The following is a 25,938-nucleotide window of genomic DNA, read 5'->3' on the forward strand; positions in this document are numbered from 1 at the left end:
GGATATCGGGTATTAAAAAAGAGAACTTCTGTACAACGCATAAGGAGGGAACGTATGAGAGCAGTCACATTTCAAGGCGCAAAAGACATTCAGGTCAAACATGTAGAGGATCCATCCATTCGGACCCAGGATGATATTATTGTCCGCATCACCTCTACAGCCATTTGCGGTTCCGATCTTCATATATACCTAGGAGCTATGCCCGCGGCTAAAGATTTCGTGATCGGCCATGAGCCCATGGGGATCGTAGAAGAGGTCGGTGCCAACGTAACCCGCGTGAAAAAAGGCGACCGCGTCGTTCTTCCGTTCAATGTTTCTTGCGGTCACTGCTACTATTGCAATCATGATATGGAGAGTCAATGCGACAATTCCAATCGCAACCCGGATGTCCATGCCGGAGGGTTCTTGGGTTACACCGAACGCTACGGCAACTACCCTGGCGGACAAGCTGAATATTTGCGCGTGCCGTACGGGAACTTTATGCCGTTTGTCATCCCTGAGTCATGCGAGCTGGAGGATGAAGCGCTTCTGTTTTTGTCTGATGTTCTTCCTACTGCCTATTGGAGCGTGGAGAATGCCGGCGTGAAGCCGGGCGATACCGTGACGGTGCTCGGCTGTGGACCGATCGGTCTGATGACCCAGAAATTCGCCTGGATGAAGGGGGCCAAACGGGTAATCGCTGTGGATCGTCTCCCTTACCGGCTGCAAAAAGCAAAGCGGATGAACAACGTGGAGATCTTCAATTTTGAAGACTATGATGATATGGGCGCATACATCCGCGAGATCACCAAGGGCGGCACGGATGTTGTGATCGACTGTGTTGGCATGGACGGCAAGAAGTCAACCATGGAAGCCATCGGTCAAAAGCTGAAGCTCCAGGGCGGAACGTTAAGCGCAATCGATATTGCCATCGATGCCGTTCGCAAATACGGCACGATTCAGCTGACCGGCGTATACGGTTCATTGTACAATATGTTCCCGCTCGGCCATATTTTTGAACGGAACATTACCCTTACCATGGGACAAGCCCCCGTCATCCATTATATGCCGGAGCTGTTCAAGAAGATCACCGCCGGGGAATTCGACCCAACCGAGATTGTATCCCACCGTCTTCCACTGGAGCAAGCAAGCGATGCCTATCGGATATTTAACGATCATGAAGAAGACTGCACCAAGGTGGTTCTGAAGCCGTAGCGTAATTCCTCAGCAAAAAGTTAAACCAAGCATCCCCGTCACAATCTTTTTCTTGGATAGCAGATGCTTGGTTTTTTTTGTGTCCCGGTTCATGGAATGTAGTGAGCAAAAAATTTTACCGAATGCGTGGTTGGACGCTTCGACATAACCTCACGTCTCAAGGGATACGCGTCGCCAACGGCTAACCATGCGCTGGTTGGGCTTGTCTATTCACTCGCTTTTCTAGGATTCACCCGAATGATCGTCCCGCATGGATCGGATATCCAGTAGCCCTGCGAGTTCTCGTAAACCTCCACCTCATCCCTGCGATCCACCTGGTGCTCTCTCAAATACGAAGCGGCCGTCTCGGGATGATCCGTAGTGACCTCTAACCAGACATCCTGCTGAGCATAGTGAGTCATGCAATCCAGCCATAGATTGTTCGGACCGTGCTGAAAGAGGTGTGAACCATCCTTGAAGCCCAAATAAGGCAGCTGCAACACCTCTTTGTAAAAATGCACGGTTTCCTCATACTTGTACTTCGGAATTTTAAGGGCAATATTGTTTCCGCCGACAAACCGAATATCCGTTGATGACATGAGTACAAACCTCCATCTGTTTTTTTATATCGTATCATGCTGTTGCATCAATAAATTCTTCTAGATTGCTATCCTGTCAATGATAGGCTAAGATGACCCCGGCATCGGTTTATACCAATTGGGTATATGCGTCTGGAATCCCTCATACCAGTTCAGTACCTCCTGAGCCTGATTCAGCATAACCTCCACTTCCTGCTCACCGAATGGAATTGCCCAGTGTATCGAGGAAATCTGATTACTCGCGATATAAAGTGCCATTAATCTGAAGAATGAATCCGGCACCTCTCCACCTTGGAAATATCCGTGAATACGACCGGAAGCAAACCACGGGCTAATCGCAGCATCCCACGTAATCCGGTTAAACTCCTCCCAAGGATCACCGGAATCCGCCCGGTTGAAATCGATGATGCCCAGCTCGCCCTCAGGCGTAACCACCATATTGCCGACATGATAATCCCCATGCTGAAAAGAACGGGGCCGCCAATCAAGCAAATATCGGTGCTCCTCCATATAACGAATGATGTTCTCCGCACCTGCGAGCCGGATACCGCAGTTCTTATAATTTTTGATGTACCTATCCATCTTGGAATTATAATAAACCGTCCACGCATCAACGCCGCTTTCAGCCGGAATGCGATGCATCTTGCACAAATATTGGCCTGCCTGAACGCCAAGCCGGTACTGCTCCTCAGAATCCAGCAATGGAATGGCATCCCTGGCATCTTCTCCCGGAACCCATGTGAACAGGGAAAACACTTGGCTGCCATCATGGCATACGCCAAAATCAATCGGGCGGGACATACGCATTTCGATAGGATCCAGCTTTTTTACCGTTTCAAACTCCCACCGCTTCCTCTCGTATTGAGAGATGTCGGACAGCCGAAGGAGCCACTCCTTGCCTTGCGTATCCTGGACATAATATTTACGATCTGCCGACCAGCCCTTGTCAATCGCTTGAATGACGATCCATTCTTGAGCTCCCGGGATTTCACGAAGCATTTCCTGCATGCTGTCCCCCTATATTCCTTCACGAAATTTAAATCTCATACATTATAAATGATGAAGGATCTGTAGACCATCGGATCAATATTCGGCTAAACCCTGGAATAAATAAATTCGTATCGCCCATAATCACTGACCGTAACTGTCAGGAATGGTGTAATATACTCGACTTGCAGCACACATCCTAAACCAAAGCGAGGGTTATACATGAACATGAGTATAGAGGATTTTAAGACTGAATGGTTAAAAGAGGCGCATATCACCGAACAAGTCATGAACGCTTTAACCGACGAATCGCTCAAAACCGCTATGACGGAGCAGCATCGCACGCTTGGACAGCTGGCCTGGCATTTGGTGATGTCGATTCAGTACATGACCATGCTCGGTTTGCAATTTGATGGCCCGTCCCGCGAGCTGGAAACCCCCGATTCGGCCGCCGAGATTCAGGACCGCTACCGCCGGATTCGGCATGACCTTCTGGATGCGGTTCTGTCCCAGTGGAGCGAGGAGGATCTTCGCGCTACCCGCGAATTCGACGGAGAGCCATGGACAAATGCGGCATTCCTGCATTTTACCCTGGTTCATCAAGCGCATCACCGCGGACAGATGACGGTGCTGATGAGACAAGCCGGCCTGCGGATTCCCGAACTCTACGGCCCGACCTACGATTCCTGGATCGACAAGGGCATGGACCCGCTCGTGTAGAAAAGATACAATCTACTTAAACGTAAAACATTCGGGATCATCCCACCCTGGAAGGAGCGAATCTAGATGTCCAAAGCGGATAATATGCTGTCGATCTTGTGGATGCTCCGCTCGGGCAAGAAGATGACCGCACAGCAAATTGCCGATGAGCTGGAAATCCATATCCGAACGGTGTACCGCTGCATCGATTCGTTATGCGCCAGCGGCGCGCCCATCATTGCCGATTCCGGGCCGAACGGCGGCTTTCGGATCCTCGGGCAGTTCGCGGAATCCCCGCTGATGTTTGACGCCGAAGAGCAGAAAGCATTAGTGCACGCTTCGATCTTTGCCAAAGAAACCGGCTATCCGTATACGGACGCACTGGAGCGGGCGATCGACAAGCTGAAGCTTTATACAAATGAGGAGCAGCTTCATCAGATCGAACGGCACAGCAGCGGCATCTCGGTTTTGCAGCCCCCTGTCCATACCGGGCTTCAGCCGTTGCTGCAGACGCTGGAGAATGCCGCGGCGCAAGGACAAACCTTGAAGATGTCGTATTCGAAGGGCAGGGAAGGCGAGCGCGTCGTCCGAAACTTCGACCCCTACGGCATCATCCATTGGAAGGGTCAGTGGTATGCTGCCGGCTTCTGCCATCTGCGCCAAGAGATTCGCAATTTCCGCGTGGATCGGATCATCGGGCTGGAGCTGACAGAACATGTATTTGAACGGCCCGCTGACTTTTCGGCCAAGGATGTACTGCTTGGCAGTCTTCTGCCCGATTCAGGCAGCCGTGAACCACTGATCCATGTCGTCGTCCAAGGCCATGAGCATGTACTGAATGAATTAAGCCAGCATTGGTTATTTGGACATACTCTCGTGAAACGTCGTGATGGAGAAGCTCATTTCCAACTGGATACGTCTTCGCTGATGTCCTATGTTCCCTATTTTCTACTCCCTTACGGCAAAGCTTTAACCATTCTGGAGCCCGCTTCTCTCGTGCTCAAACTGTCAGAGATCACGACAAGCATGGCGCTCCATTACGAACGCATGTTAAGCGACATGACCAAAAAGGAAGGGTGAACCCGATGGAGAAGTTCGCGATGTACGGAAAGCTGATTGCCCATCCCGGTAAACGGGATGAACTTGCGGAGATCCTGCTCGAAGCGGCAGCGATGCTTCGCGATAACGTAGACTGTGAGCTCTATATCGTCAACATTTCGGACAGCGATCCGAATGCCGTATGGGTCACCGAATTGTGGCGCAGCCAAGACGCGCATGCCGCTTCGTTGCAGGGAGCCGATACGTCCGAGCTGCTGCAGCGCGGGCGTCCGCTGATCGCCGGCGCGGAGCCGCTCAAGCTTAAGCCGCTTGGAGGAAAAGGTTTTTAGGCAAACCTGACCAGAAGAATAGAGGCTATCCCCGAATCGAATTTCAGGGACAGCCTCTTTTTTGCTATATATTGTTCCGATATTCCGAGGGGCTGTAACCAACCTCTTTACGAAACGTTTTCGAGAAATAGTTCGCTGATTCAAAGCCGGTTGCGTCTGCAATTTCTTTGATGCTTAGAGAGGTGGTTCTTAGCATGAGTTTGGCCTGCTCCATCCGCTTGAGGCTTAGATATTTTTGCGGCGTGATCCCAAAATGCCGTTTGAAGTACTTAATAAAATAATTCGGATGCAAATGCAGCGTTCCCGCCATCTGCTCCAGCGTAATCTCCTCATGCAGGTGATTCTTAATGTACTGCTGCACTTTGTGGAGCCTGCCCATATCTTCCATTTTGTCCGTATGAATCTGCGGCTGCTGGTGCTCGAACACGCGGGACAGGATGTCCAGCATCACCGACTTTTCCTTTAACCGCGCAGCTATCGTACCGGTACGGTGCGCTTCCACCAACTGCTGGAATAATGATGGAATCTCCGCATTGCCCGATAAATCATAACAATAAGGAACGTTCAACCAGGAAAACACGTCGGAATCGCCTACGGTCGCCGAGAAGTGCGACCAGTATTTAAGATAGGGACGGCCGCTGATGACGGAGTAGGATTGCCTGGTGCGTGCCGGCATCAGAACCAATTGACCCGGAACGGGATACAGCTCCTCATCGCCGATCTTCACCCATCCTTCCCCATCCAGGATAAAATAGAGCTTGTTGTAAGACACGGTGTAGTCGAATTCCTTCCACTCCGGCCAGCACTGCGTTCTTTCGGCCTCCCAGATCTGAACCTGCATGTTCAGGAGCATCTGCTGAATGGCTTCATGTTCATTTCGTTCATTCTTCATCTTCGATTATCCTCTAAAGTTATTATAATACCCGTCAGAGTTAAGTAATTATCTATTCATACTAACACATTCTTGTTAAAATCAAACTCGACAATTCCAAGAATCGGAGGTTTGAATCCATGACAACGACTACCACTCCAACCAATCAAGTCATCCACGATCGCAACCAGCGCGTGCAATGGTTCCAGAACGACCGTTTCGGCATGTTCATCCACTGGGGGCTCTACTCCATTCCGGCCAGAGGCGAATGGCTCCGAAGCACGGAACAGATGAGCATCGAAGACTACCAGACCTATTTCGATGAATTTGATCCCGTTGACTATAATCCTCGGGAGTGGGCCAGAGCGGCCAAGAAAGCTGGCATGAAATATGCGGTGCTGACGGCCAAGCACCACGACGGATTCTGTTTGTTCGACAGCAAGCTGACCGAATATAAATCAACGAATACCAAAGCCGGGCGGGACCTCGTGCAGGAGTTTCTGGAAGCATTCCGTGAAGAAGGCCTTAAAGTCGGCCTCTACTTCTCACTGATTGACTGGTACCATGAGGACTATCCGGCCTATGGGGACCGCATTCACCCGATGCGGGCGAACGAAGCCTTTAAGCGCGATCCGAAAAACTTCGACCGATACCTGGATTACATGCATGGGCAGGTGCGGGAGTTGCTGACAGGCTACGGCAAACTCGATATCATGTGGTTTGACTTCTCTTATGATAACATGCGCGGCGAGGTGTGGCGCGCTACCGAGCTGATGAAGATGATCCGCGAACTCCAGCCGCATATTCTTATCGATAACCGGCTTGAAGGCAGCGGCGAGAGCGGGGGCAGCATCTACACTACCGATCCTTCCGTTTACAGCGGAGATTTCGCTTCGCCTGAACAGATCATTCCGCCGCACGGCGTCGTGGATCAGACAGGTGCCCCGATCCCATGGGAAGCCTGCATCACGCTGAATAACAACTGGGGCTATGCAGCCGCTGACCGCAATTACAAATCGGCAACCACGATCATCCGCAAGCTGGTGGAATGCGTCAGCAAGAACGGCAATATGCTGCTGAACGTCGGACCAGACGCGAGAGGCGTTATTCCTAAGGAGAGCCTCGACGTGCTGGAGGAAATCGGTGACTGGATGAGCAAGAACGGCGACAGTATCTATGGCTGCGCGGCCGCCGATTATCCGAAGCCGGATTGGGGTCGGTACACCCAAAAAGGCAATAAGCTGTATGCCCACGTCTTTGAGGAGTCCATCGGACCGATCAATCTCATCGGTATGGCCGACAAGGTGAAGAAGGCCCGTCTGCTGGCTGACGGATACGAATTGTTCCTCAGCCGCCCATGGAGCGCAGCGGAATTCACCGAGGACGCATTTGTGAATTTCGCGCGACCTGAACACTTCACGTATCCGCTTCCCGACAAGCGCAATACCGTCATTGAACTGGAGCTTCATGACGAATCGGATCGTTCATAGCGCCAAGCTGGCCTATACCCTGGCTTACATTCCTGAATAGAGCCTGACACGATGTTTTGTTACATCGTGCCAGGTTCTTTTTTATACCCAGAAGCTCCATCATCCCTGTAATCTCACGCAGCGTCTATACTTAAAAAAACATATTGCAAGTCAACTGTTTATACAATATACTAATTATCAATTAAACTGTTTATTCTATATACAATTTATAATTTAAGGAGATGAACCTAACATGAGTAACTATGCTGTTGAGATTCGTCAATTGCGTAAAAGCTTTGGACATCAAACCGTCCTGGACGGGATCAACCTGAACGTGCCGGCAGGAAGCGTATTTGCCCTTCTCGGTCCCAACGGCGCCGGCAAAACCACCTTAATCAACATTCTATCGACCTTGGTGACACCCGATGCAGGCAGTGTGCGGATCAACGGATATGATCTGGAAGAGGGCAAGCAGGATGTCCAGAAGTCCATTAGTCTGACCGGCCAGTTTGCTGCCGTCGACGAAGTATTGACCGCGGAAGAGAATCTGCGGATGATATGCAGGCTGTCGGGTTTATCCCCAGCGGAAGCAAGCCTGCGAACCGCCGAACTGCTCGAACAATTCGATCTCGCAGCTGCTGCAGCCAAGCGTGTGAAGACGTATTCGGGCGGAATGAAAAGACGGCTTGATCTTGCGATCAGCCTTGCCGTGCCGCGTCCCGTTCTGTTTCTGGATGAACCGACCACGGGACTGGATACACGCAGCCGCCGTACCCTGTGGGATATCATCCTGCAATTGAAGAGTCAGGGCATCACCATACTGCTGACCACGCAGTATTTGGAAGAAGCCGATCAGCTTGCGGACCGGATTGCGGTCCTGGATAGTGGACGAATCGTTGCTGAGGGGAGCCCGGCTGAGCTGAAGACGCAGGTCGGAGGTGAAATGCTGGAGCTCCGCAACGTACACGACGAGGTGATTCACAGGATTCCGACAAACGGCAGCATCAGGGATGTCGCGCAGACGCTTCAAGAGTTGACTCGCCTGCTTCCTAGCGAGACGCGTGTAAGTCTTCACAGACCAAATATGGATGATGTATTCCTGTCGCTAACCGACAAGAAATTGGAGGAAATTGTATAATGAGAGCAACAGCTTCGAACTCAAAAACAGCGTCTTTAGCGGTCACCCAAACCGTCTTTATCGGTCGCAGCTTACGTCACAGCATCCGAAACGCGGAGGCAATGATTACGGCCATGATGCTGCCGATTATGTTGATGCTGCTGTTCACCTATGTGTTTGGCGGCGCCCTCGATCCCAGCGGACAGTATGTAGACTACGTGGTGCCGGGAATCATATTGCTATGCGCCGGCTTCGGATCGTCCAGCACGGCCGTCGATGTCTCTCAGGATATGACCAATGGCATCATTGACCGCTTCCGCACCATGCCCATTCAAAGCATCAGTGTCATTACAGGACATGTGGTAGCCAGCCTTGCCCGAAACATGCTGGCGACATTCGTCGTTATCGCTGTAGCTCTGCTCGTCGGATTCAGACCTTCGGCCGGACTTCTGGATTGGATTCTCGCCATCGGTTTGATCGCGCTGTTCATCTTTGCCTTCACTTGGCTCTATGCCGCCATCGGCCTCGTTGCAGGCAGTCCGGCAGCGGCCGGCAGCTATGGATTCGCCCTGCTATTCCTCCCCTACCTCTCCAGTGCCTTCGTTCCTACCGAGACGATGCCGACATGGCTGCAAGGAATCGCAAGCTACCAGCCGATCACCCCGGTCATCGAGTCCATTCGCGGGTTGCTGACGGGTGGATCTGTCCAGGATCACATCGGCTGGGCAATAGGATGGTGTCTGTTCATCCTTGTCGCCTCTATGGTATGGGGCATGTGGACCTTTAAGCGAAGAGCTGGTCGACGTTAAATATGCTTTAAGCGCGGTAACCATTCAAGCATGCCCCGGACCACACACCGCATAGAGGGAGCAGTACTCACAATATAGTATTGCGTTTTTAAGAGCCACATAAGGGACTTCGTCCTCCTTCCAGCGGCGGTCATGTCCGTCCGGAAACGATATTTACCAAACTAGATCATGGTCCCCCGCATCAGGCTTTATGAATTAGCAAAAAACCGATCCTCATACGAGGATCGGTTTTTTTACTCAGCTGCGGCACACTTTTTCTGCATGCTCTTACAGCATACTCATACAGCGTACTCTTATTGTGTATACTCTTACAGCATACTCTTACTGTGTACTTTCTTAATGCACTTTCTTTCTGTCTGTACTCTCTTACTCCACAATCTTACAACCACGACCTGTAACTTTGACGAATATCATGACTTGTCCGACTGTCCAGGCTGTGTCTTGGCCTGAAGATAATGATCAATGCCGTCCAAGATGCGTTCCAACCCGAAATCAATGTCGTTGCCAATCGGGTTCTCTTCCTGATTCTCTTCCGTGTAGACTCCCGACATCACAACCGGATGCAGGAATGGAAACCGATCCGGCGTTACAAGTTGTTTCAGCGCGGCCGTATAATCGAGTCCGCTAAATTGTTCCGGGGTGGATCCTGCCTGCAGGGCACGGTCCATGTCCCGCTGCATCATGCCGCTTGATCTTGAATAATTGCTTAACAGGAGAATCAAAGACATCCGCTCATAATCATTCAACGGCATGTCCTTCATGAAGCGCAGGCCCCAGTCGATAAATCGCAGATTGTTTGGCGTAAGGGGGATACCCGCAATCGGTATGTCGCCGAACCAGGGATGGTCACGGAATACCTGCATCGTCGATTTGACGTAGATTCGCATATTCTCGCGCCAATCTGCGGAATCTTCCGGTGGAATGGGAATATCGCACACGGCGTCCTGCATCAGGAGCAGCAGGTCATCCTTGCTGGTAATATACCGGTACAGGGACATGGCAGTAAAACCCAAAGCGGATGCGATCCGATTCATGGAGACCGCCTGAAGCCCTTCTTTATCAGCGATGTCGATGGCCGTCTGCACAATCTGCGTCAGGCTCATCTCCCGTTTCGGTCCCCGCTGCGGCGGCTTTACCAATCCCCAGCTCAGAGCCGCCCCTCCGGGAAGCCTGGATCCAATATCCGGATCTATATTCTCATCTTTTGACATGATTTGTGTATCCTTTCTGCATCCTGGCTTCTGATATCGATAATTGTTTATATTATAAACAGTATATCATATGCGTTGATTCTTATGTACAGAGTAGAATATGAGCATACTTGCTAGGATACCAAACTTGACGCACCGTGCACTCATACATGTGACAATATGTTGACCAGCTTGCCGAATGGATCGCGGACAAAAAAACGCCGTACTCCCCAAGGCTCATCAACGGGTCCATATTCAATGGAAAAGCCTGCTCGCCTCATCTCTTCCAGCACAGCCTCTATCTCATCCACTTCGATTGACAGATCCGGGACGGGCGTGCCGCCGCCTCCCTCGGAAGCAAAGCTGATCTGTATGCTCATCCTCTCCTGCGAGCCATAAGTGGCAATCCAGCCATGATCCATTAACATATCCAGACCCAGCACATCTTGATAAAACGTCTTGGCTGCGGCGACATCCTTCGTTACGACATTCGCGACAATGCGTTTAACTCCCAACTTGTCTCCTCCATTCATTCATTCATTCATTCATTCATGCTAAAGAAAGTCATTGCATCCATGCTGTACGCGCCCTTATGTAAAATACATAACTAAAGTATAACAAATCCTTCCAACAAAAAAAGCTGTTGAGGTTTACTCAACAGCTGATTTCCTTAGCTCCCTGATGCGGTCGGCCTAATGATGATTTCATTTACATCGACTTCAGGCGGCTGCTCGATAGCATATACAATCGCTTGCGCAATCGAAGTCGCCGGAATGGATATTCTTCGATATTCCTTCATGACCTGTCTGGCCGTATCATCGGAGATACTGTCGGCCAGCTCCGACTCCGTTACCCCCGGCGATATTTGCGTGACCCGTATACCGCTTCCGACCTCCTGCCGCAGGCCCTCCGAGATTGCCCGAACCGCATGCTTGGTCGCACAATAAACGGCTGCGGTTGGCGATACTTCGTATGCCCCGATGGAAGCAATATTAATAAATTGACCAAAGCCCTGCTTCTGCATCACCGGCAGCCCTGCCGCAATGCCATGGAGGACGCCGCGGATGTTCACATCGATCATCCGGTTCCATTCGTCCACCTTCAAGGCCTCCAAGGGTGACAGAGGCATGACGCCAGCATTGTTGAGCATGACATCCAGCCTACCGAATCGGCTCACCGCCAAGTCAATGAAAGATTCCATTTGATCGAGATGAGCCACATTCAGCGATTGGTAAACAGCTGATCCGCCTTCCCGATTCAATGCGGAAGCAAGCTTCTCCAGCCTGTCCGTCCTTCTCGCCCCAAGAACCACATGAGCACCGTGATGTGCCAGCAGCCGGGCTGCCGCTTCACCGATCCCGCTGCTTGCGCCTGTAATGGCCACGACTTTTCCTTTAACGTTAGACATACAGTTCTCCTCCTGATACCTGTTCTGTACTTCTAAGCCAAACCGTTCTCTTCGATCTCACACGTTTAGTTTTCCCGAACCAATACCATCCCTGCATGATAGAGAACGCCGTCCCGAAAATCGCCGTCAGCCGTGAATCCGGTATCATCCACATATTCGATGTGATCGCCTAGAATGAAATAGCGTCCTTGATAAGCGCTTTTCCGCCGGCCCCGTGCTTCATCATAACGACCGTTTGGCAGCAATTCGTGGCGAATGTATCCGTCCTTGGTCACCCACATGCCTATATAGGGATGCTGAACCTCATTCGCTTTAAGAGCTGGATCCATTCCAATACCTCCTCATTACTCTTATCTGATCCTCTTGAGTTTCATGCATACCCGTCCTGCCTTCAACCATCGAGGATACTCTGATTATGCCTGCATGGAGTATTTATCGGGTAGCCGAATCCACCACGATTCTTGCCTATTCCTGCAAACCTGATTAAGATTAAATCAAATACCATCGGAGGAGGCTCGCCGAACCGGGATGTTAGATCATGGAGGAAGCAATCTGCAGAATGAACTTGCAGGATACATCGAAAAATATACGGGTACGAACGGTACCCATACTACGCCTATACCCAATCTATCTTTAATACGGGCAACCGACGGGACGGAATTGATCCACACCATTCACGAGCCCGCACTGTGCATCGTAGCTCAAGGCAGAAAACTAATCATGCTGGCACAAGAAAGCTATTTTTATGACTCGAACAGTTATCTTGTCGTCTCGCTGCAATTGCCCATATCCGGCCAAGTGATTCAGGCATCACCGGAGCGGCCCTACCTGTGCCTTAGACTGGATTTGGACCGACATCTGATCTTCGACCTCATTCCATCCTGCCAAGAGGCTCTTCCTAAGAAAACCGACTCCACAAAAGCCCTCTTTGTCAGCTCGATGAATCAGGCACTCCTGGATGCTGTCGTCCGCCTCGTACGCCTTCTGGATACGCCGGAGGATATTTCCGTCCTTGCTCCCCTGGTCACGAAGGAAATTGTTTATCGAATCCTTCAAGAGGAACAAGGCCAATCCCTGAAACAATTTGCCGTCAGCGGCAGTCATGCGCAGCGAATCGCGGCAGCGGCCCAGTTGATTGAGCGGGATTATAATCAGCCCCTTCACATCGCTGATCTGTCCGCTGCCGTCAATATGAGTCCTTCTTCACTTCATCATCACTTTAAGGAAATCACCGCCATGAGCCCGCTGCAATATCAAAAACAAATCCGATTGCAAGAGGCGCGCCGACTTATGCTCTCAGAAACATCCGCAGCTGCGGATGCCGCCTTTCAGGTCGGCTATGAAAGTCCCACTCAGTTCAACAGGGAATATGCCCGCATGTTCGGTTTGCCTCCGATCCGGGATATCAAGCGTCTGCGCGAGTCATTGGACCTCGGCCCTAGGCAGGGCCATGCTTAATTTGACCAGACAGCTCAAGGGAACGATTTCGCCAAACACAAAAAAAACGGCATGGCTGCCGTTTTTCTATTTTGAGCATCCCATGCCCTTCATTCTGTTTTTTCCCTATCCCTTCGTTCCGCCTTGCAGCCCGAAGCCCTTGGACATGAACTGCTGGGAGAGAATATACATGATGATCGCCGGAATGGCGTACAGCACCGAGAAAGCGGCCAGGCTGCCGTAATCGACCATGCCATACTGCCCGAAGAACTGATAGAGCTTCAAGGAAGCCGGGAACTTCTCCGGCGACTGCAGCAGGATATACGGCACGAAGAAATTGCCCCAGCTGCCCGAGAAGGTAAATATCGCGACCGTACAAATACCCGGAACCATCAGCGGCGCCACCACCTTGCGCATTCCCGTAAACACCGAAGCGCCGTCCACCCAGGCGGCTTCCTCCAGATCGCTCGGCACGGAATCCATGAAATTCTTCATCATCCATATCCCGTACGGCATGGACGATGCTACATAAAACAAGATGACGCCAAAAATATTGTCATACAGCTTGAGCCCCAGGAACAGCTGGTACACAGGCACCATTACAGCCGTAATCGGGAGCGATGTCATAAATAGAATGGTCAGCATAAAGGGCTTTTTATATTTCATCTGATAACGGGATAGCGGATAAGCTGCGAGCAGCGCCAGAAGAACAACCAATACGGCTTGGCCAAGCGACATCACAAGACCAATCAGATATGCGCGCTGGTTCTCGCTGCTGGTCATCACCTCTACGTAGTTTGCACCGGTAACCCTGCTGGGCATCTTCAGCGATTGCATCGCATTCGGATCGACGGAAGCCACGAGCACCCAGAGCAGCGGCAGCACAAAGCAAATACCGATCCCCGTTAGGATCGCGTACGGCAGAATTCGATAGATTAATTTACGTTGTTTGGCATTCATATGATCTCACCTCTGGTTACTCTTTCATCGACCTGATATACAGCAGGCTTAACACAATCCCGATCAGCAGCAGCAGCAGCGAAATGGCGGTTCCATAGCCTAATTGATAGTTCACAAATGCCTGATTGTACATGAAGATCGGCAGGGTCGTCGTCGAATTGCCCGGACCGCCCCCGGTCATCGCATAGATGAGTCCGAACACCCCAAGCGTCTGCAGCGTAACCAGCATCATGTTGGTTGTAATGGTGCTTTTAATGTAGGGAATAATGATGTGCGTGAAGATTTTCCACTTGGAGGCTCCATCCACCACCGCCGCTTCCTCAATTTCGTTAGGCACATCATCCAGCGCTGCTTGAAATACCAGCATCGAGAAGGCGGTGCCGTGCCAAATGTTCGCAAGAATGATGGTCAGCATCGGGACGGTAAACAGCCAGGTCACTTCCGAAAATCCAAAAAAAGTGATGATCGCATTCAGCGTGCCTTCATCCCCGAAGAAACTGTACAAGCAAAGAGCACATACAATCTCGGGCGTCACCCATCCTGCAAGCACAATCGTTCCAATCACTCGCCGAAACGTTTTGTTTCTCTGCTTCATCAGCAGCGCGATCAAAAATCCCAGCACCTGCTGCCCGATCACAGCCGAGCCGATGAGGAAAACCAGCGTGTTCCATATACTGATCCGAACCGTGGGGTCCTGGAACATCCGGGTATAGTTGTCAAGGCCGATAAACTTAAGCTCCCTCGCCGCTTCGCCGGTTAACGCCAGGTTGGTGAAGGAATAGAAGAACGTTAACAGAATGGGATATATAAAAAACACGAGCATAATCGCGATTGAAGGAAGCAAAAAAAAGAGCCAGGTATACGTTTTTCTTCGTTTCGGGTAAACGTCTACGGACAGACTGCTCATGGTTCGTTCTCCTTTTCGTGCAGATGATCTGAAACACCGCTTGCCCAAGCCTCCGCGATACATGGAGCGCTTGAGCAAGCCGGTTCTGTACGTATAGCCGATTATTTCTCCAAGATATGATCCGCTCCGACAATGCGGGTGACGTCCTGCGCATATTTATTCATGGCATCTGCAGGCGATGTTCCCGTTGCTACGGATTCCACCATGGTCTGAATCTGCGTCGACACTTCCGGATACTTCTCCTGGGCCGGTCTAAACTCTGCGTTCTGCAGGTATTCGGTCGCGATTTCGTTAAACGGCATTTTCGTATATTCCGGATCCTTGGCAACATCGGCACGGACCGTGATATTCCCTGAGGACATGACAAGCTTCTGCGTATTTTCCTTGTTTAGCGCATACTTGATAAATTCCCAAGCCTCGTCTTTGTTCTTGGAGTTGCTTGGAATCGACAGCGCCCACCCTCCGGCTAGCGTAATCGATCCAGGGTCCTGCCCTTGGCTGGTCGGCATCGGCGCGAAGCCGAGAACATCTTTGTATTCAGGCCATGGCGCCGCGCCTGATTCCATATAGTTACCTGTGATCCAGGATCCATCCAGGGAAATCGCCAGCTTGCCTTGCGGCAGGTATTCGCGGGAAGCCGTGTTGCCTGCCTGACCATTCAATACTTTGGAGAGCGGGGGGCCAAGCTTCTCTTTATTGACCGTCTCCACAAAAGTCAGCGCGTCCAGAATGCCCTGGCTTTTTGTAATCCATTTGCCGCTGGCATCGTCATACAGCCTTTCTCCAGTTCCGTAGAGCAGCATTTCATAGGTTTGCATGGAGGTAGCTTCGCCTGTAGCCTTGCCCATGTTCATCCAGATCGGCACAACGTCAGGCGCCTTCTCCTTGATCGTACGCGCAGCGCTTAAGACCTCCTCCCAGTTCTTAGGCTGCCAATCCTCCGGAAGACCTGCCTGTTTGAAAATGTCCTTGTTGTACCAGAGGCCCCTGGAATCCGTATTGTACGGTACGCCATAAACCTTGCCATCGCTGGCAGTAACCCCCTTCTTCATCGCTTCGATGAAGGAACCGTTGCCCCAGTCTTCCCATCCCGCCAATTTATCGTCAAGCGGTTCGAGATAACCTGCGCTTGCATCAGAATTCAGGATAAAGGTATCCTCTGTCACGATATCCGGCGCCGTATCTTTTGACTTGAGCGCCAAGGCCACCTTGGCAAAATAATCGCCTTCCGAGGCCTGAATCGGTGTCGGCTTAATCTCTACGCTTTTGTCAGGGTAGCTGGCCGAAACTTCCTTGAGCCATTTATAGAACGCTCCGTTCTCGCCGATCCCGTCATCCCGAAACGTTACAGTAATGATTTTCTTGGCCGTCTCTCCATCCTTTCCTGGCTCCGGATCGCCGGTATCGGCCGGCGCTCCCTTCCCCCCGGTACAACCGAATAACAAAGAAACGCTTAATAAAGCCGTCGTTACTAGCCAAAAACCCCTCTTGCCTGACTTCATACTACTCCCTCCTTTTGGCTGCAGCACATTTGATATATTATCCAAATTCTGTATACGCTTACGAGAGCGTATATATAACTCTATTTTGAAAATAGTGGGGATATTCTGAACTTTTTTTCTCATAACGCGCGGCGTAATGAACTAATTACCAGAAATAGAAAATATTAATAGATCATTCAGAGTCTATTGATTGATTATAATGTTCTGCATATTTAGGTCTTTACTTTTGCTGGAAATCCATTTATATTTGTATGTACAAACAATTATATGAATATACTGGAACCATACCAGTAATAACCTATGACATTGGAGGTTTACTATCCATGAGTGACCGCTTAATTTTTTTGTTGGCTGTATTCTCGGTAACCGGATCGGGACTCATAGCCGGACTGTTCTTCGCTTTCTCGTCTTTTATAATGACAGCGCTAGCCCGAATTCCCAATGAACAGGGGATCCATGCCATGCAGTCCATCAATGCAACCATTCTCAATCCTTTGTTCGGCACATTGTTTACAGGCACTGCGTTAACCAGTATCGTGCTTGCGGTATTATCCATCATGCGCTGGGGGGAACCCGGCTCGTTGTATTTGCTTGCCGCCAGCCTGCTCTATTTAGCGGGATTCATCGTAACGATGGCGTTCAACGTCCCGCTAAACGACGCACTGGCCGCTGTTGACCCAGGAAGCAGTGCCGGAGGTGAGGTATGGAATAACTACCTGAGACGCTGGGTGCCCTGGAATCATGTGCGAACCATCACTTCCTTAGGGGCGATGATTCTGTTTGTTTTTGCCTTACGGCATCTCCCTTAAGACGGGATCACGGGAATGGGGCGGCTATAATCCATCGCTCTTAAATGCCCGCATATCCCTGCGCTTCTCTCTTCATTGGTGAACCACATCTCATTTAAACTTTCTAACAGAAAACCCATACCAAATCTACCGATTCTTCATTAGATATACTATCAATCTAGTAAAGGCGGTGGAGATATGGGGATTCTCACGATAGATAAGTGGAATCACACTTGCCAACTTGACACTTCAGCCAAGCCGCGTCGTAACATCGGATGGATTTCAAGCAATTGGAGCGGATACAGCCTCAAAGGAAAAAAAGGTGCTTACAAACAGATCTCCGCCAAATGGAATGTGCCGTTTGTTCGTCCAAGCCGTGCGGCGACCTATTCCTCAGCATGGATTGGAATTGACGGCTTCGGCAATAGCAATCTGATACAGACCGGAACAGGTCATGAATTCATAGACGGCAAGGCTTACTATTATGCATGGTGGGAGATCCTCCCGGCCTCGGTTACGATCATTCCGCTGCCGATTCTGCCGGGTGACCGGATGCATGCCAGCATCAGCAAGCGCAGCGGTTCGAACTGGTTGATCTGCCTTCGAAACGTAACCCGAAATTGGGCATTTCGGACATTACAACGATACAATGGTCCGCAGACCTCGGCGGAATGGATCGTTGAAGCGCCACAGGTCAATGGGGCTCTTGCAACAATGGCACGATTATCTCCTGTCGTCTTCTCCTGCTGCCGGGTCAATGGGAAAAGTCCAAAGCTGACTGCCGATAACGGGGGCATCATGCTCCAGAATTTAAAGGTTACCTCCATTCCTTCTAATCCGAACCATGCAGGGGACGGTTTCATTGTCAAAAGCGTTCGTCAATAAGGGGCTTGACCTTCACGCAGCGTAAAGGATTATCCTCAACATTATACGAAGCAGCTATTGCTTCGATAAGAGGAGGATATCAGTATGCAATTGATCGCCATCGATACACTAAACCATCAACAACAAGCTCTGGAATCTGAGCCTGAGCTGCGGATCACCGCATTTGAGCAGCTCGTGAATAAGCCGCTTCAGCCGTTTATGGACACGATACGCAAGCGTATGCCTCAAGGACAGGACGATTACGATATGACGCAGCTGCTGGGATTATTTCGCCCGGCCGATCATCCGGAGGAGGCGCTCCAAGCTTTGTCTCGCTTGGAACAAGCGAGTTCCTGGAGCCGATGCAAGGAAGCCGTGATGAAGGCACATGCCGCATTAAAGCCGCAAGCTCACGGCATTGAGCTGGGAGATTTGCTCTTCACTCTCGCGCTGGGTGACCGTGAACGCTTCAGCCCCCATCCCGGATACACAGGCTCAGGGGGAACACCGGGACAAATCATGGTGGTTGTGTGGCCGAACGATTATAACCTGCCAAGGCTGGCCGCCATTACGGCACATGAATTCCATCATAACGTGAGGCTCTCTTATGAGCCATGGAGTGCCGAGACAACGGTCGCTCAATACCTAGTGCTGGAAGGACTCGCTGAAGCTTTTGCCGCCGAAATGTACGGCGAGGATCACTTGGGACCCTGGGTTCATGCCCTGAACGAAGATCAGCACAGCGAGCTTCTGCCACGTTATAGGGAAGCTCTGCAGGTAACCGGATTCAATGAGATACGAGGTTACATGTTCGGGGATTTGGAAGGGGATCTTTACGGCTTTACGAAAATGGGCATTCCACCCTATGCGGGGTATTCCATCGGCTACCGGATCGTAACCGATTATTTAAGACAGAGCGGTAAATCCGCGGTCGAGGCGACTTATATTCCCTGGAGGGAAATCATTGCGAATTCCCTTATTTTTAGGGAATAACAACCCAAAGCCCATAACCAATAACAGCCGCTGCACGCCGGAAAACTCCGGCAAGCAGCGGCTGTTTTTTTATCATGATTCGTAAACCGGTTTTCCCTTGAACAGGACGGCCCGGCGGCGTGACCGCCTGGCAACGGCTTCGGCGGAACAGCTGGCTTCTACGATCACCGCGTCCGCCGCATCCCCGACGTTGGGCCAGGCATAACGGCCGTCCTGGTCTAACGGCGTCACCCCTCCCGTAATAAACCCGAGAGCCTGTCCGAGCGAACGCTCATCGTACATATGGAAGCGTTCGGCCAGCGTGCCCGCTTTGTCCAGATTATCCCCTTTGCCGAACGGGGACCAATGGTCCATAATGCTGTCTTGCCCAAGCGAGATGTCTACGCCGCGGCGGTGCAGCTGCGGAATCGGAATGGTTCGGCCAAGCGGTACGGAAGAAGTGAGCGAAATGCCCAGATCCGCCAACCGAATCGCCACCTCATCCACTTCGCTTGGTGAGACGTCCGCGAAAGCCAGCGCATGGCTGAGCGTAACCCTCCCGTTCCAACCCGCCTCTTCCGTAAGGTCAGCTACCCGCTTAAAGGTATTCAGCCCTACATGCGACGACTCATGCAGGTGCAGGTCAATGCCGGCGTTGGCTTCAACGGCGAGCTCCATCACGGTGTTCAGTGATTTTTCCATATTTTCATCCACCGTTGTGGGATCCAAACCACCAACAAGCGCTGCTCCGTTCCGGAGCGCATCCCTGACCAGAGAGACGGACTGGCTGCGAAGCAAGCCGTGCTGAGGAAATGCTACAATCTCGACAAAAGCTTTTTCCCTGTATCCTTCAACCGCCTGCAAGGTGGCCTCTAAATTTCTCAAGCCGACAACAGGATCCACATTGCAATGGGAGCGGATATGGGTAGACCCGTAGCGCAGCAGCAGATCCAGCAGTCCCTCCGCTCTTTCCTTGGCAGTAGGCAGCAGCTCCGGAAGCAGCCTCTCCTCCTCCTCGATTCGGCTGAAGATTCCGTGAGCCGGACGGCTCGGTGCCTTCCATGGGCCCCCATAATAGGTTTTGTCCAGGTGGATATGCATATCTCTAAATGATGGGAGCATTAGATCCCCCTGCATATCCCGTGTCGGCAGTAACGTATCCGGCAAAGCATCCGCAGGGCGGATCTCTGAGAAAGCCCCATTTTCTATTTTCACATGAAAGAGTCCCGTTTCGGTTCCGATCATAACATCATCCTCGTAGCGGTAACCTGTTTCCAGACGGACATTCAGCAGCCAATATGCAGTGCTCTGTTCGTTCATAGCGTTCATCCCCTTCTCGCTTATACCTGCCTCTATTTGCCTTGCCCTTCGTTTACAGCGTCCAATAAGATGCGCTCGATCTCTAGATATCCCCGTTCCCTGGCATGCTGCAGAGGAGTTACGCCATTCCCGTCGGGAATCCGGGCATCCGCCCCATGATCCAGCAGCAGCTTCACGATGCGCTGATATTTCTCACTGCCGTCACCGAGAATGACCGCCTCCAGCAGTGCGGTCCAGTTCAAATTATTTATATGGTTCACATCGACGTCGGTCCGGGTCAGCAGCTCCTGAACAATCTCCACATGTCCGCGGTCAGAGGCCGGAATGAGAGCCGTCCCGCCATAACGGTTCGTCAACGTCACATCGGCATCGGCTTCGATCGCGAGCCGCAAAATTTCCATCATTCCTTCTGCACCGGCATACAAAAATACGTTATTCCGTTGGTGATCCCGTATATTGATATCGGCGCCTGCCTGAATCAAAGCCTCTACCGTTCCGACATGATTGTGATAGGTCGCAGCCATCACGGCAGTTCTTCCCTGCTCATCCGTCGCATTGATGTCTGCGCCGGATTGAAGAAGCTGTCGTACTTGCTCCGTATTGCCTTGCTCGGCATATTCAATGAGTTCACGATTCATATTCTGCACCTCTTCTTTCTCCGGATTGGATTGACAGGCCGACAGGAAAAGGATCAATAGAATCGCTGATAAACGCAGCACTCGATGCTCCCTCCTCTTTCTATCGTGTATATTGGTATGCTAACATGAGACACAACCATATGAAAAATACTTAAAAAATTGAATTCACTAAGGTTTTTCATATACAAGGAGGATGGTTTCAACCTATGGACATCAGACAGCTCCGGTATTTTATTGCCATCGTGGAGGAAGGTACGATCTCGCTTGCCGCCAACCGGCTTCATATATCCCAGCCGCCTCTCAGTCAGCAGCTGAAAGCGATGGAGGAAGAGCTCGGGTCCGTCTTGGTATATCGCCGAGGAAAGCGGCTCGAAATCACCGAATCGGGTAAAGCGCTGTACAAATATGCGCTCCAAGTAACCCAGCTTATGGAAGAGGCCAAAGCCGAGGTTAAAGAGGTCGGAAACGGCGATAAGGGCACGCTGAGTCTTGGTATCAATACTTTATCCTCGGTAGAGCTGCCGTCATGGCTGCATGAGTTCAAGGCAAGATATCCCCAAGTCTCGTACAAAATTCAGCAGAACGAGTCGTATCAGCTCTGTGAACTCGTAAGAAACCGGTCGCTCGAACTAGCGATCGTCCGCCTGCCGCTCGAATTGGATGATTTCTCGATCCTTCATCTGCAGACGGAGCCCTTTTATATGCTCACCTCTGAGGCATCCACCGAACAGGAGACAACCCTCTCTCATATTGCGCAGTATCCGCTCATTCTGCCAAGCACGGAAGGATTGGGCGTATATTATACGATCCAGATGGCTTTCTCGGAACAGAAAATCCAGCCGAACATTGCAGCCGAATGCTCCGACATTTCGCTGCTGCTGCGCTTGGTCGCTTCAGGTTTTGGCGTGGCGATCGTTCCCGAAACGCTGGTCAAGCAGCACTTGCCAACATCTGTTCATGCCTTCAAAATCAAGGACACTCCGGCAGCGGCTTCCACAGCCTTGATCTGGCTGAGGGATCATCACGTCTCCAGAACGGCTCTGAACTTCATTGACTTGTTGACAAGTGCCCTATAACTGCTTGCTTACTGCTTCTATAATCTGCTGCTCATACAAAAAGAGGACAGAGCTAATGCAAGCTCTGTCCTCCGGCAAGAAATTAATGCAATTATCTTGTACGATACAATGAACCGGCAGCCTCGTGCTCCTGCTTCTGTCCTTGGGAGTGAAGATACAGCTCTTCATAATACCCATGGGAGTTCAGCAGTTCCTGATGCGTGCCTTGCTCCACGATCCGGCCTTTGCTCATGACCAAAATCCGGTCCGCCCCCATGATCGTAGATAGGCGATGGGCAATGACAAGGGTCGTTCGCCCCTCGGCCACAAGTTGAAGGGCGTTCTGAATCAGCTGCTCCGTATGCGAATCCAGATTGGCGGTCGCTTCGTCTAGAATGAGAATCTTGGGCTGGAACACAATGATTCGGGCGAAGGAGATCAGCTGCCGTTCGCCGGCGGACAAGCCGCTGCCCCGCTCCGACAACCGGGTGTCATAGCCTTCCCTCATCCTCATGATGATCGAATCCGCACCGATAAAGCGGCAAGCCTCGATCACCCGTTCCCTCGAGATGGTCTCGTCGAACAGCCGTACATTATCCAGCACCGTCCCGGAGTAGAGATACGGCTCCTGCTGAACAAGGCCTACCATCCGGTGCAGATCGGACTGTGCCAGCTCCCTGATGTCGATTCCATCAATTCGAATGCTTCCTTCATTTACATCATAGAAACGGCACAGGAGACTGATAAGCGAGCTTTTTCCCGCGCCGGTGGTACCGACAATCCCGATCATCTCTCCAGGGTTGATATGGAGATCCAGGTCCTGAATGACCGGTGCCCCGCCTTCGTAACCGAACGTGATCCGATCAAATTCAACGCGTCCCTCGACACTTGCTTTCTCGATGGCCACCGGCTTGCGTTGATCCGTAACCTCAGGCTGAATCGCCAGGAGACCCCATATCCGGTTAATCGCCACCGTTGCCGATTGCAGCGTGTTCCACTGCTGGGTGATCGTGTTGATCGGCTGAAAGAATAAACGGATATACGTTATGAAGGCATACAGCACGCCGAACTCCAGCGTCGTTCCCAGTACGGCTTGTCCGCCGAGCCACGTCACGAACGCAATCGCCAAGTTGTTCAATATTTCGTAGGAGCGGTTAAACAGCACATTCGTCCGGATCTCCCGAATGTTCGCTTTGAAGTAAGAGTCGTTCCGTTCCTCGAACTGCTTCTCCTGCTCCTTCTGCTGATGGAACACTTGGATCAGATTCATCCCCGATAGATTCTCGGCCACAAAGGCCACCAGCCGGGATAACCGCGTTCTGGCCATCTGATAGGTGTGGCGCATATAACGCCGGAACGCAATGGCAATCCCCGCAATGATCGGCAGCAGGATCAAGCAGTATAAGGTCAGCGTGACATCCAGCTGGAACATCAAGACCAGAATGAAGATCAAGGTGAAGCCGTCGCGGAACAGGCTGAGCAGCACCTGGTTAAAAAACTGATTGATCGCTTCGGTATCACTGGACACATGCGTAATCAAGCTGCCGCTCGGCACTTTATCGAAATATGACATCGACAGCTTGGATATATGGGCAAACAGCCGTTTGCGAATGCTCGCTACAATGCTCTGCCCCGCCTTCTGCAGCAAATTATTTTGCAAATAGGTAAACACCATGCTGAGCAGCGATAACAAAAAATAGATAGCGCATATGAGCATCAGGCCCCGAAAATCGTTCTTGCCGACCATCAGATTATCATCGATTGCGATTTTCATCAGATACGGCTGCAGCAGCTCTGCCGAGATGGCAATCAAGGTGCAGCCGATAAACCCGGCAAAAATCAGTCGGTATTCCTTCATATAACCCGATAGAGCACGGAATGTGGAAATATACTTGGGCTTGGACTGAGGGGCATTCAGATCCGCCTTCTGGTCCAGCTGCCAATTGTTAATGGCCTGTGCCATGAAACTTCATCCCCTCTTCCTGAATGTCATGCAGCGTCCGGTACAGTCCGTCCTTCGACAGCAGTTCTTCATGCGTACCCCGCTGAACCATCTCTCCCTGATCCAGGACGATAATCTCATCGGCATGTTTCAATGCACTGATCCGGTGGGCAATAATGATCGTAGTCCTCCCAGCGCGGATATCCCGAACCGTCTCCATGATTTCCGTCTCCGTCACCGCGTCGACGGCGCTTACGCTATCATCCAGAATGAGGATAGGTGCATTCTTGATTATTCCCCGTGCAAGGCTGGTCCGCTGCCGCTGTCCTCCGGACAGGGTAATGCCGCGCTCCCCAAGGCGGGTCTCGAACTTGTCCGGAAACTCCACGATGTTGTCGTAGACCCGTGCTTTTCGCGCCGCTTCCTCGACGACAGCCGGCTCCGTGTCCCGTTTATAGAAGGCAATATTCTCGCGGATGGTCGAGCTGAACAGGAAGCCGTCCTGGGGAACATAGGCGATCCCTTCGCGCAGGCTTTTTAATGTAAGCTTCCGAATATCCACACCCCCGATCAGCACTTTCCCCGGAGGCGGGTCGAAGGTACGCAGCAGCAGCTTCATAAGCGTAGTCTTGCCGCTTCCCGTGCGGCCAATGATGCCCAGCGTCGATCCGGGCGGAACATCCAATTGAATGCCCCTCAGAACCTGTCTGGCCCCCTCCTCTTGACCATCCGCATCCTCGTAAGAGAAGGATAAATCACGCACTTCAATGCCCGGGTTCTCCTGATTCAGCTCCTTGGCGCCAGGCAGTTCCTTAATGTCGGCCTGCTTGCCAAGCAGGTCGTTTAATCGGTCAAGCGAAGCCCTCGCGCGCTGAACGACATTAATGACATTGCCGATCTGCTGCAGCGGATTCATCAGCATGCGAATGTAAAGCGTCAATGCGACAAAGTTTCCGACCGTAATCCGTCCCAGAATGGTCAGGTAACCGCCGAATAAGAGGGCGATAATGAGTGAGGTAGCGCCCAGAAACGGAATGATCGATTGAAAAAGCGATGATACGCGTACCAGCCGCAGCTGCTTGTCCCGGATGCGGTCCACCGTCGTCCCAAAACGCCGCTTCATCGTGTCTTCCACCGCGAACTTCTTGGTGACACGGATCCCGCCAAACTGCTCCTCCGCGGATTCCGTCATCACACCCAGCGCTTCCTGTACCTGCAACGATCTTCTTCTGATAATCGGTCCGAGCCAAACGACAATGACCGGAATCAGCAGCAAAGGCGCGATGCTCGCAGCCACCAGATACAGCGGTACGTTCGTGATCAGCAGCATGACGATTGTGGAGACCAGCAGGATGGAGGAGTTTGCCGTCTGATTGATCCCCATCGAGATCGCTTCCCTTACCGTCGTCACGTCATTCATGAAATAACTTAGCAACTTGCCAACGCCATTCTTGGAATAAAATCGCTCACTGAGCCCCGTAAAATGGACAAACAATCGGCGGCGGTTCATAAATTCGAAATACCGCCCCGTGTACATCACCAGAAACTGACCGATCCCGCCGATGACGGCGAACCCGACACCGATACCCAGCAGCGTCCAGCTGTACTGCACGATACCGTCGACAGACAATAAACCATCCTTCAGTTCATCCGTAAAATTGCCCAGTACCCTTGGGAAGTTCACATGGATGATGTTAGCAACCAGATGACAGCAAACCGACAATACATAAAACGGCCACGTCTTCCTGAAAAAGTCTCCAAGTATTCGATGAGAGTCCAATGTCCCATATCACTTCCTGTCCCGTTATTGGATTGATTAGCCCGTTACGTTCCTCCTTCCATA

Annotated in this window: 26 protein-coding genes; 12 read left to right on the forward strand and 14 right to left on the reverse strand. The window is 51.4% G+C overall.

The window, feature by feature from the left end; all coding sequences use genetic code 11:
- Positions 1-54 precede the first annotated feature (54 nt).
- Positions 55-1,194 carry a zinc-dependent alcohol dehydrogenase gene (locus tag BJP58_RS11290; RefSeq protein ID WP_194543994.1) on the forward strand — a complete coding sequence of 380 codons (1,140 nt, stop codon included), beginning with the start codon at positions 55-57 and terminating at the stop codon, positions 1,192-1,194.
- Positions 1,195-1,400: 206 nt separating this feature from the next.
- Here the strand turns inward: BJP58_RS11290 and BJP58_RS11295 are convergent, their stop codons facing one another.
- Positions 1,401-1,772 (reverse strand): hypothetical protein, encoded by a 372-nt coding sequence (locus BJP58_RS11295; protein ID WP_194543995.1) that lies wholly within the window; start codon positions 1,770-1,772, stop codon positions 1,401-1,403.
- 87 nt (positions 1,773-1,859) lie between these two features.
- Entirely contained in the window at positions 1,860-2,780 is a 921-nt protein-coding gene (locus BJP58_RS11300) for an aminoglycoside phosphotransferase family protein (RefSeq protein WP_194543996.1), read from the reverse strand.
- Positions 2,781-2,981: 201 nt separating this feature from the next.
- Here BJP58_RS11300 and BJP58_RS11305 point away from each other — a divergent pair, with 201 nt between their 5' ends.
- The 3 genes from BJP58_RS11305 (at position 2,982) to BJP58_RS11315 (ending at position 4,846) form a co-directional block, all read left to right on the forward strand.
- Entirely contained in the window at positions 2,982-3,479 is a 498-nt protein-coding gene (locus tag BJP58_RS11305; protein WP_194543997.1) for a DinB family protein, read from the forward strand.
- 66 nt (positions 3,480-3,545) lie between these two features.
- Positions 3,546-4,538 (forward strand): helix-turn-helix transcriptional regulator, encoded by a 993-nt coding sequence (locus tag BJP58_RS11310; protein ID WP_194543998.1) that lies wholly within the window; start codon positions 3,546-3,548, stop codon positions 4,536-4,538.
- Positions 4,539-4,543: 5 nt separating this feature from the next.
- Positions 4,544-4,846, forward strand: coding sequence for a putative quinol monooxygenase (locus BJP58_RS11315; RefSeq protein WP_113060606.1), 303 nt, complete (start codon positions 4,544-4,546; stop codon positions 4,844-4,846).
- Between the two features lie 64 nt (positions 4,847-4,910).
- On the opposite strand, the gene BJP58_RS11320 is transcribed toward BJP58_RS11315, so the two are convergent.
- Complete coding sequence (locus BJP58_RS11320; protein ID WP_194543999.1) at positions 4,911-5,738, reverse strand: AraC family transcriptional regulator; 828 nt, start codon at positions 5,736-5,738, stop codon at positions 4,911-4,913.
- Between the two features lie 119 nt (positions 5,739-5,857).
- Here BJP58_RS11320 and BJP58_RS11325 point away from each other — a divergent pair, with 119 nt between their 5' ends.
- From BJP58_RS11325 to BJP58_RS11335, 3 genes are all read left to right on the forward strand, one after another.
- Positions 5,858-7,207, forward strand: coding sequence for an alpha-L-fucosidase (locus BJP58_RS11325; RefSeq protein ID WP_194544000.1), 1,350 nt, complete (start codon positions 5,858-5,860; stop codon positions 7,205-7,207).
- A gap of 232 nt (positions 7,208-7,439) precedes the next feature.
- The gene (locus BJP58_RS11330) at positions 7,440-8,324 is read left to right on the forward strand and encodes an ATP-binding cassette domain-containing protein (RefSeq protein WP_194544001.1); all 885 of its coding nucleotides are present in this window, start codon (positions 7,440-7,442) and stop codon (positions 8,322-8,324) included.
- Positions 8,324-9,112, forward strand: a complete 789-nt coding sequence (locus tag BJP58_RS11335; protein ID WP_194544002.1) for an ABC transporter permease — start codon at positions 8,324-8,326, stop codon at positions 9,110-9,112. Before BJP58_RS11330 ends, BJP58_RS11335 begins: the two co-directional genes overlap by 1 nt.
- A gap of 410 nt (positions 9,113-9,522) precedes the next feature.
- Here BJP58_RS11335 and BJP58_RS11340 read toward each other — a convergent pair whose 3' ends face one another.
- The 4 genes from BJP58_RS11340 to BJP58_RS11355 all read right to left on the reverse strand — a co-directional run bounded on the left by BJP58_RS11340 (position 9,523) and on the right by BJP58_RS11355 (position 12,039).
- On the reverse strand, positions 9,523-10,323 hold the full coding sequence (locus tag BJP58_RS11340) for a TetR/AcrR family transcriptional regulator (protein WP_194544003.1): 801 nt from the start codon (positions 10,321-10,323) through the stop codon (positions 9,523-9,525).
- A gap of 143 nt (positions 10,324-10,466) precedes the next feature.
- Positions 10,467-10,817: a VOC family protein gene (locus BJP58_RS11345; RefSeq protein ID WP_194544004.1), complete on the reverse strand. Its 351-nt coding sequence runs from the start codon at positions 10,815-10,817 to the stop codon at positions 10,467-10,469.
- 155 nt (positions 10,818-10,972) lie between these two features.
- Positions 10,973-11,710: an SDR family oxidoreductase gene (locus BJP58_RS11350; RefSeq protein ID WP_194544005.1), complete on the reverse strand. Its 738-nt coding sequence runs from the start codon at positions 11,708-11,710 to the stop codon at positions 10,973-10,975.
- A gap of 65 nt (positions 11,711-11,775) precedes the next feature.
- Positions 11,776-12,039: an Atu4866 domain-containing protein gene (locus BJP58_RS11355; RefSeq protein ID WP_194544006.1), complete on the reverse strand. Its 264-nt coding sequence runs from the start codon at positions 12,037-12,039 to the stop codon at positions 11,776-11,778.
- Between the two features lie 199 nt (positions 12,040-12,238).
- Between BJP58_RS11355 and BJP58_RS11360 the strand changes: the two genes are divergently transcribed.
- Positions 12,239-13,168, forward strand: coding sequence for an AraC family transcriptional regulator (locus BJP58_RS11360; RefSeq protein WP_194544007.1), 930 nt, complete (start codon positions 12,239-12,241; stop codon positions 13,166-13,168).
- 105 nt (positions 13,169-13,273) lie between these two features.
- Here the strand turns inward: BJP58_RS11360 and BJP58_RS11365 are convergent, their stop codons facing one another.
- The 3 genes from BJP58_RS11365 to BJP58_RS11375 form a co-directional block, all read right to left on the reverse strand.
- Positions 13,274-14,107 carry a carbohydrate ABC transporter permease gene (locus BJP58_RS11365; RefSeq protein WP_113060616.1) on the reverse strand — a complete coding sequence of 278 codons (834 nt, stop codon included), beginning with the start codon at positions 14,105-14,107 and terminating at the stop codon, positions 13,274-13,276.
- A gap of 16 nt (positions 14,108-14,123) precedes the next feature.
- A complete protein-coding gene (locus BJP58_RS11370) occupies positions 14,124-15,014 on the reverse strand; it encodes a carbohydrate ABC transporter permease (RefSeq protein ID WP_194544008.1) in 891 nt (296 codons plus the stop codon).
- Positions 15,015-15,115: 101 nt separating this feature from the next.
- A complete protein-coding gene (locus tag BJP58_RS11375) occupies positions 15,116-16,516 on the reverse strand; it encodes an ABC transporter substrate-binding protein (protein ID WP_071223248.1) in 1,401 nt (466 codons plus the stop codon).
- A 323-nt stretch (positions 16,517-16,839) separates the two neighbouring features.
- Here BJP58_RS11375 and BJP58_RS11380 point away from each other — a divergent pair, with 323 nt between their 5' ends.
- From BJP58_RS11380 to BJP58_RS11390, 3 genes are all read left to right on the forward strand, one after another.
- Positions 16,840-17,325 carry an anthrone oxygenase family protein gene (locus tag BJP58_RS11380; protein ID WP_194544009.1) on the forward strand — a complete coding sequence of 162 codons (486 nt, stop codon included), beginning with the start codon at positions 16,840-16,842 and terminating at the stop codon, positions 17,323-17,325.
- 177 nt (positions 17,326-17,502) lie between these two features.
- Complete coding sequence (locus BJP58_RS11385) at positions 17,503-18,189, forward strand: G1 family glutamic endopeptidase (RefSeq protein WP_194544010.1); 687 nt, start codon at positions 17,503-17,505, stop codon at positions 18,187-18,189.
- 84 nt (positions 18,190-18,273) lie between these two features.
- On the forward strand, positions 18,274-19,161 hold the full coding sequence (locus tag BJP58_RS11390; protein ID WP_194544011.1) for a DUF2268 domain-containing putative Zn-dependent protease: 888 nt from the start codon (positions 18,274-18,276) through the stop codon (positions 19,159-19,161).
- A gap of 72 nt (positions 19,162-19,233) precedes the next feature.
- Here the strand turns inward: BJP58_RS11390 and BJP58_RS11395 are convergent, their stop codons facing one another.
- Together BJP58_RS11395 and BJP58_RS11400 are read right to left on the reverse strand one after the other, a co-directional pair.
- Positions 19,234-20,460, reverse strand: coding sequence for an amidohydrolase (locus tag BJP58_RS11395; RefSeq protein ID WP_194544012.1), 1,227 nt, complete (start codon positions 20,458-20,460; stop codon positions 19,234-19,236).
- Between the two features lie 32 nt (positions 20,461-20,492).
- Complete coding sequence (locus BJP58_RS11400; RefSeq protein ID WP_426198154.1) at positions 20,493-21,179, reverse strand: ankyrin repeat domain-containing protein; 687 nt, start codon at positions 21,177-21,179, stop codon at positions 20,493-20,495.
- 125 nt (positions 21,180-21,304) lie between these two features.
- On the opposite strand from BJP58_RS11400, the gene BJP58_RS11405 reads away from it, so the two are divergent.
- A complete protein-coding gene (locus tag BJP58_RS11405) occupies positions 21,305-22,174 on the forward strand; it encodes a LysR family transcriptional regulator (protein WP_194544013.1) in 870 nt (289 codons plus the stop codon).
- Positions 22,175-22,265: 91 nt separating this feature from the next.
- Here BJP58_RS11405 and BJP58_RS11410 read toward each other — a convergent pair whose 3' ends face one another.
- Positions 22,266-24,116, reverse strand: coding sequence for an ABC transporter ATP-binding protein (locus BJP58_RS11410; RefSeq protein WP_194544014.1), 1,851 nt, complete (start codon positions 24,114-24,116; stop codon positions 22,266-22,268).
- Positions 24,100-25,875: an ABC transporter ATP-binding protein gene (locus tag BJP58_RS11415; protein WP_194544015.1), complete on the reverse strand. Its 1,776-nt coding sequence runs from the start codon at positions 25,873-25,875 to the stop codon at positions 24,100-24,102. Before BJP58_RS11415 ends, BJP58_RS11410 begins: the two co-directional genes overlap by 17 nt.
- Positions 25,876-25,938: the final 63 nt, after the last annotated feature.

The organism is Paenibacillus sp. JZ16, from assembly GCF_015326965.1.
GTDB lineage: Bacteria > Bacillota > Bacilli > Paenibacillales > Paenibacillaceae > Paenibacillus_AQ.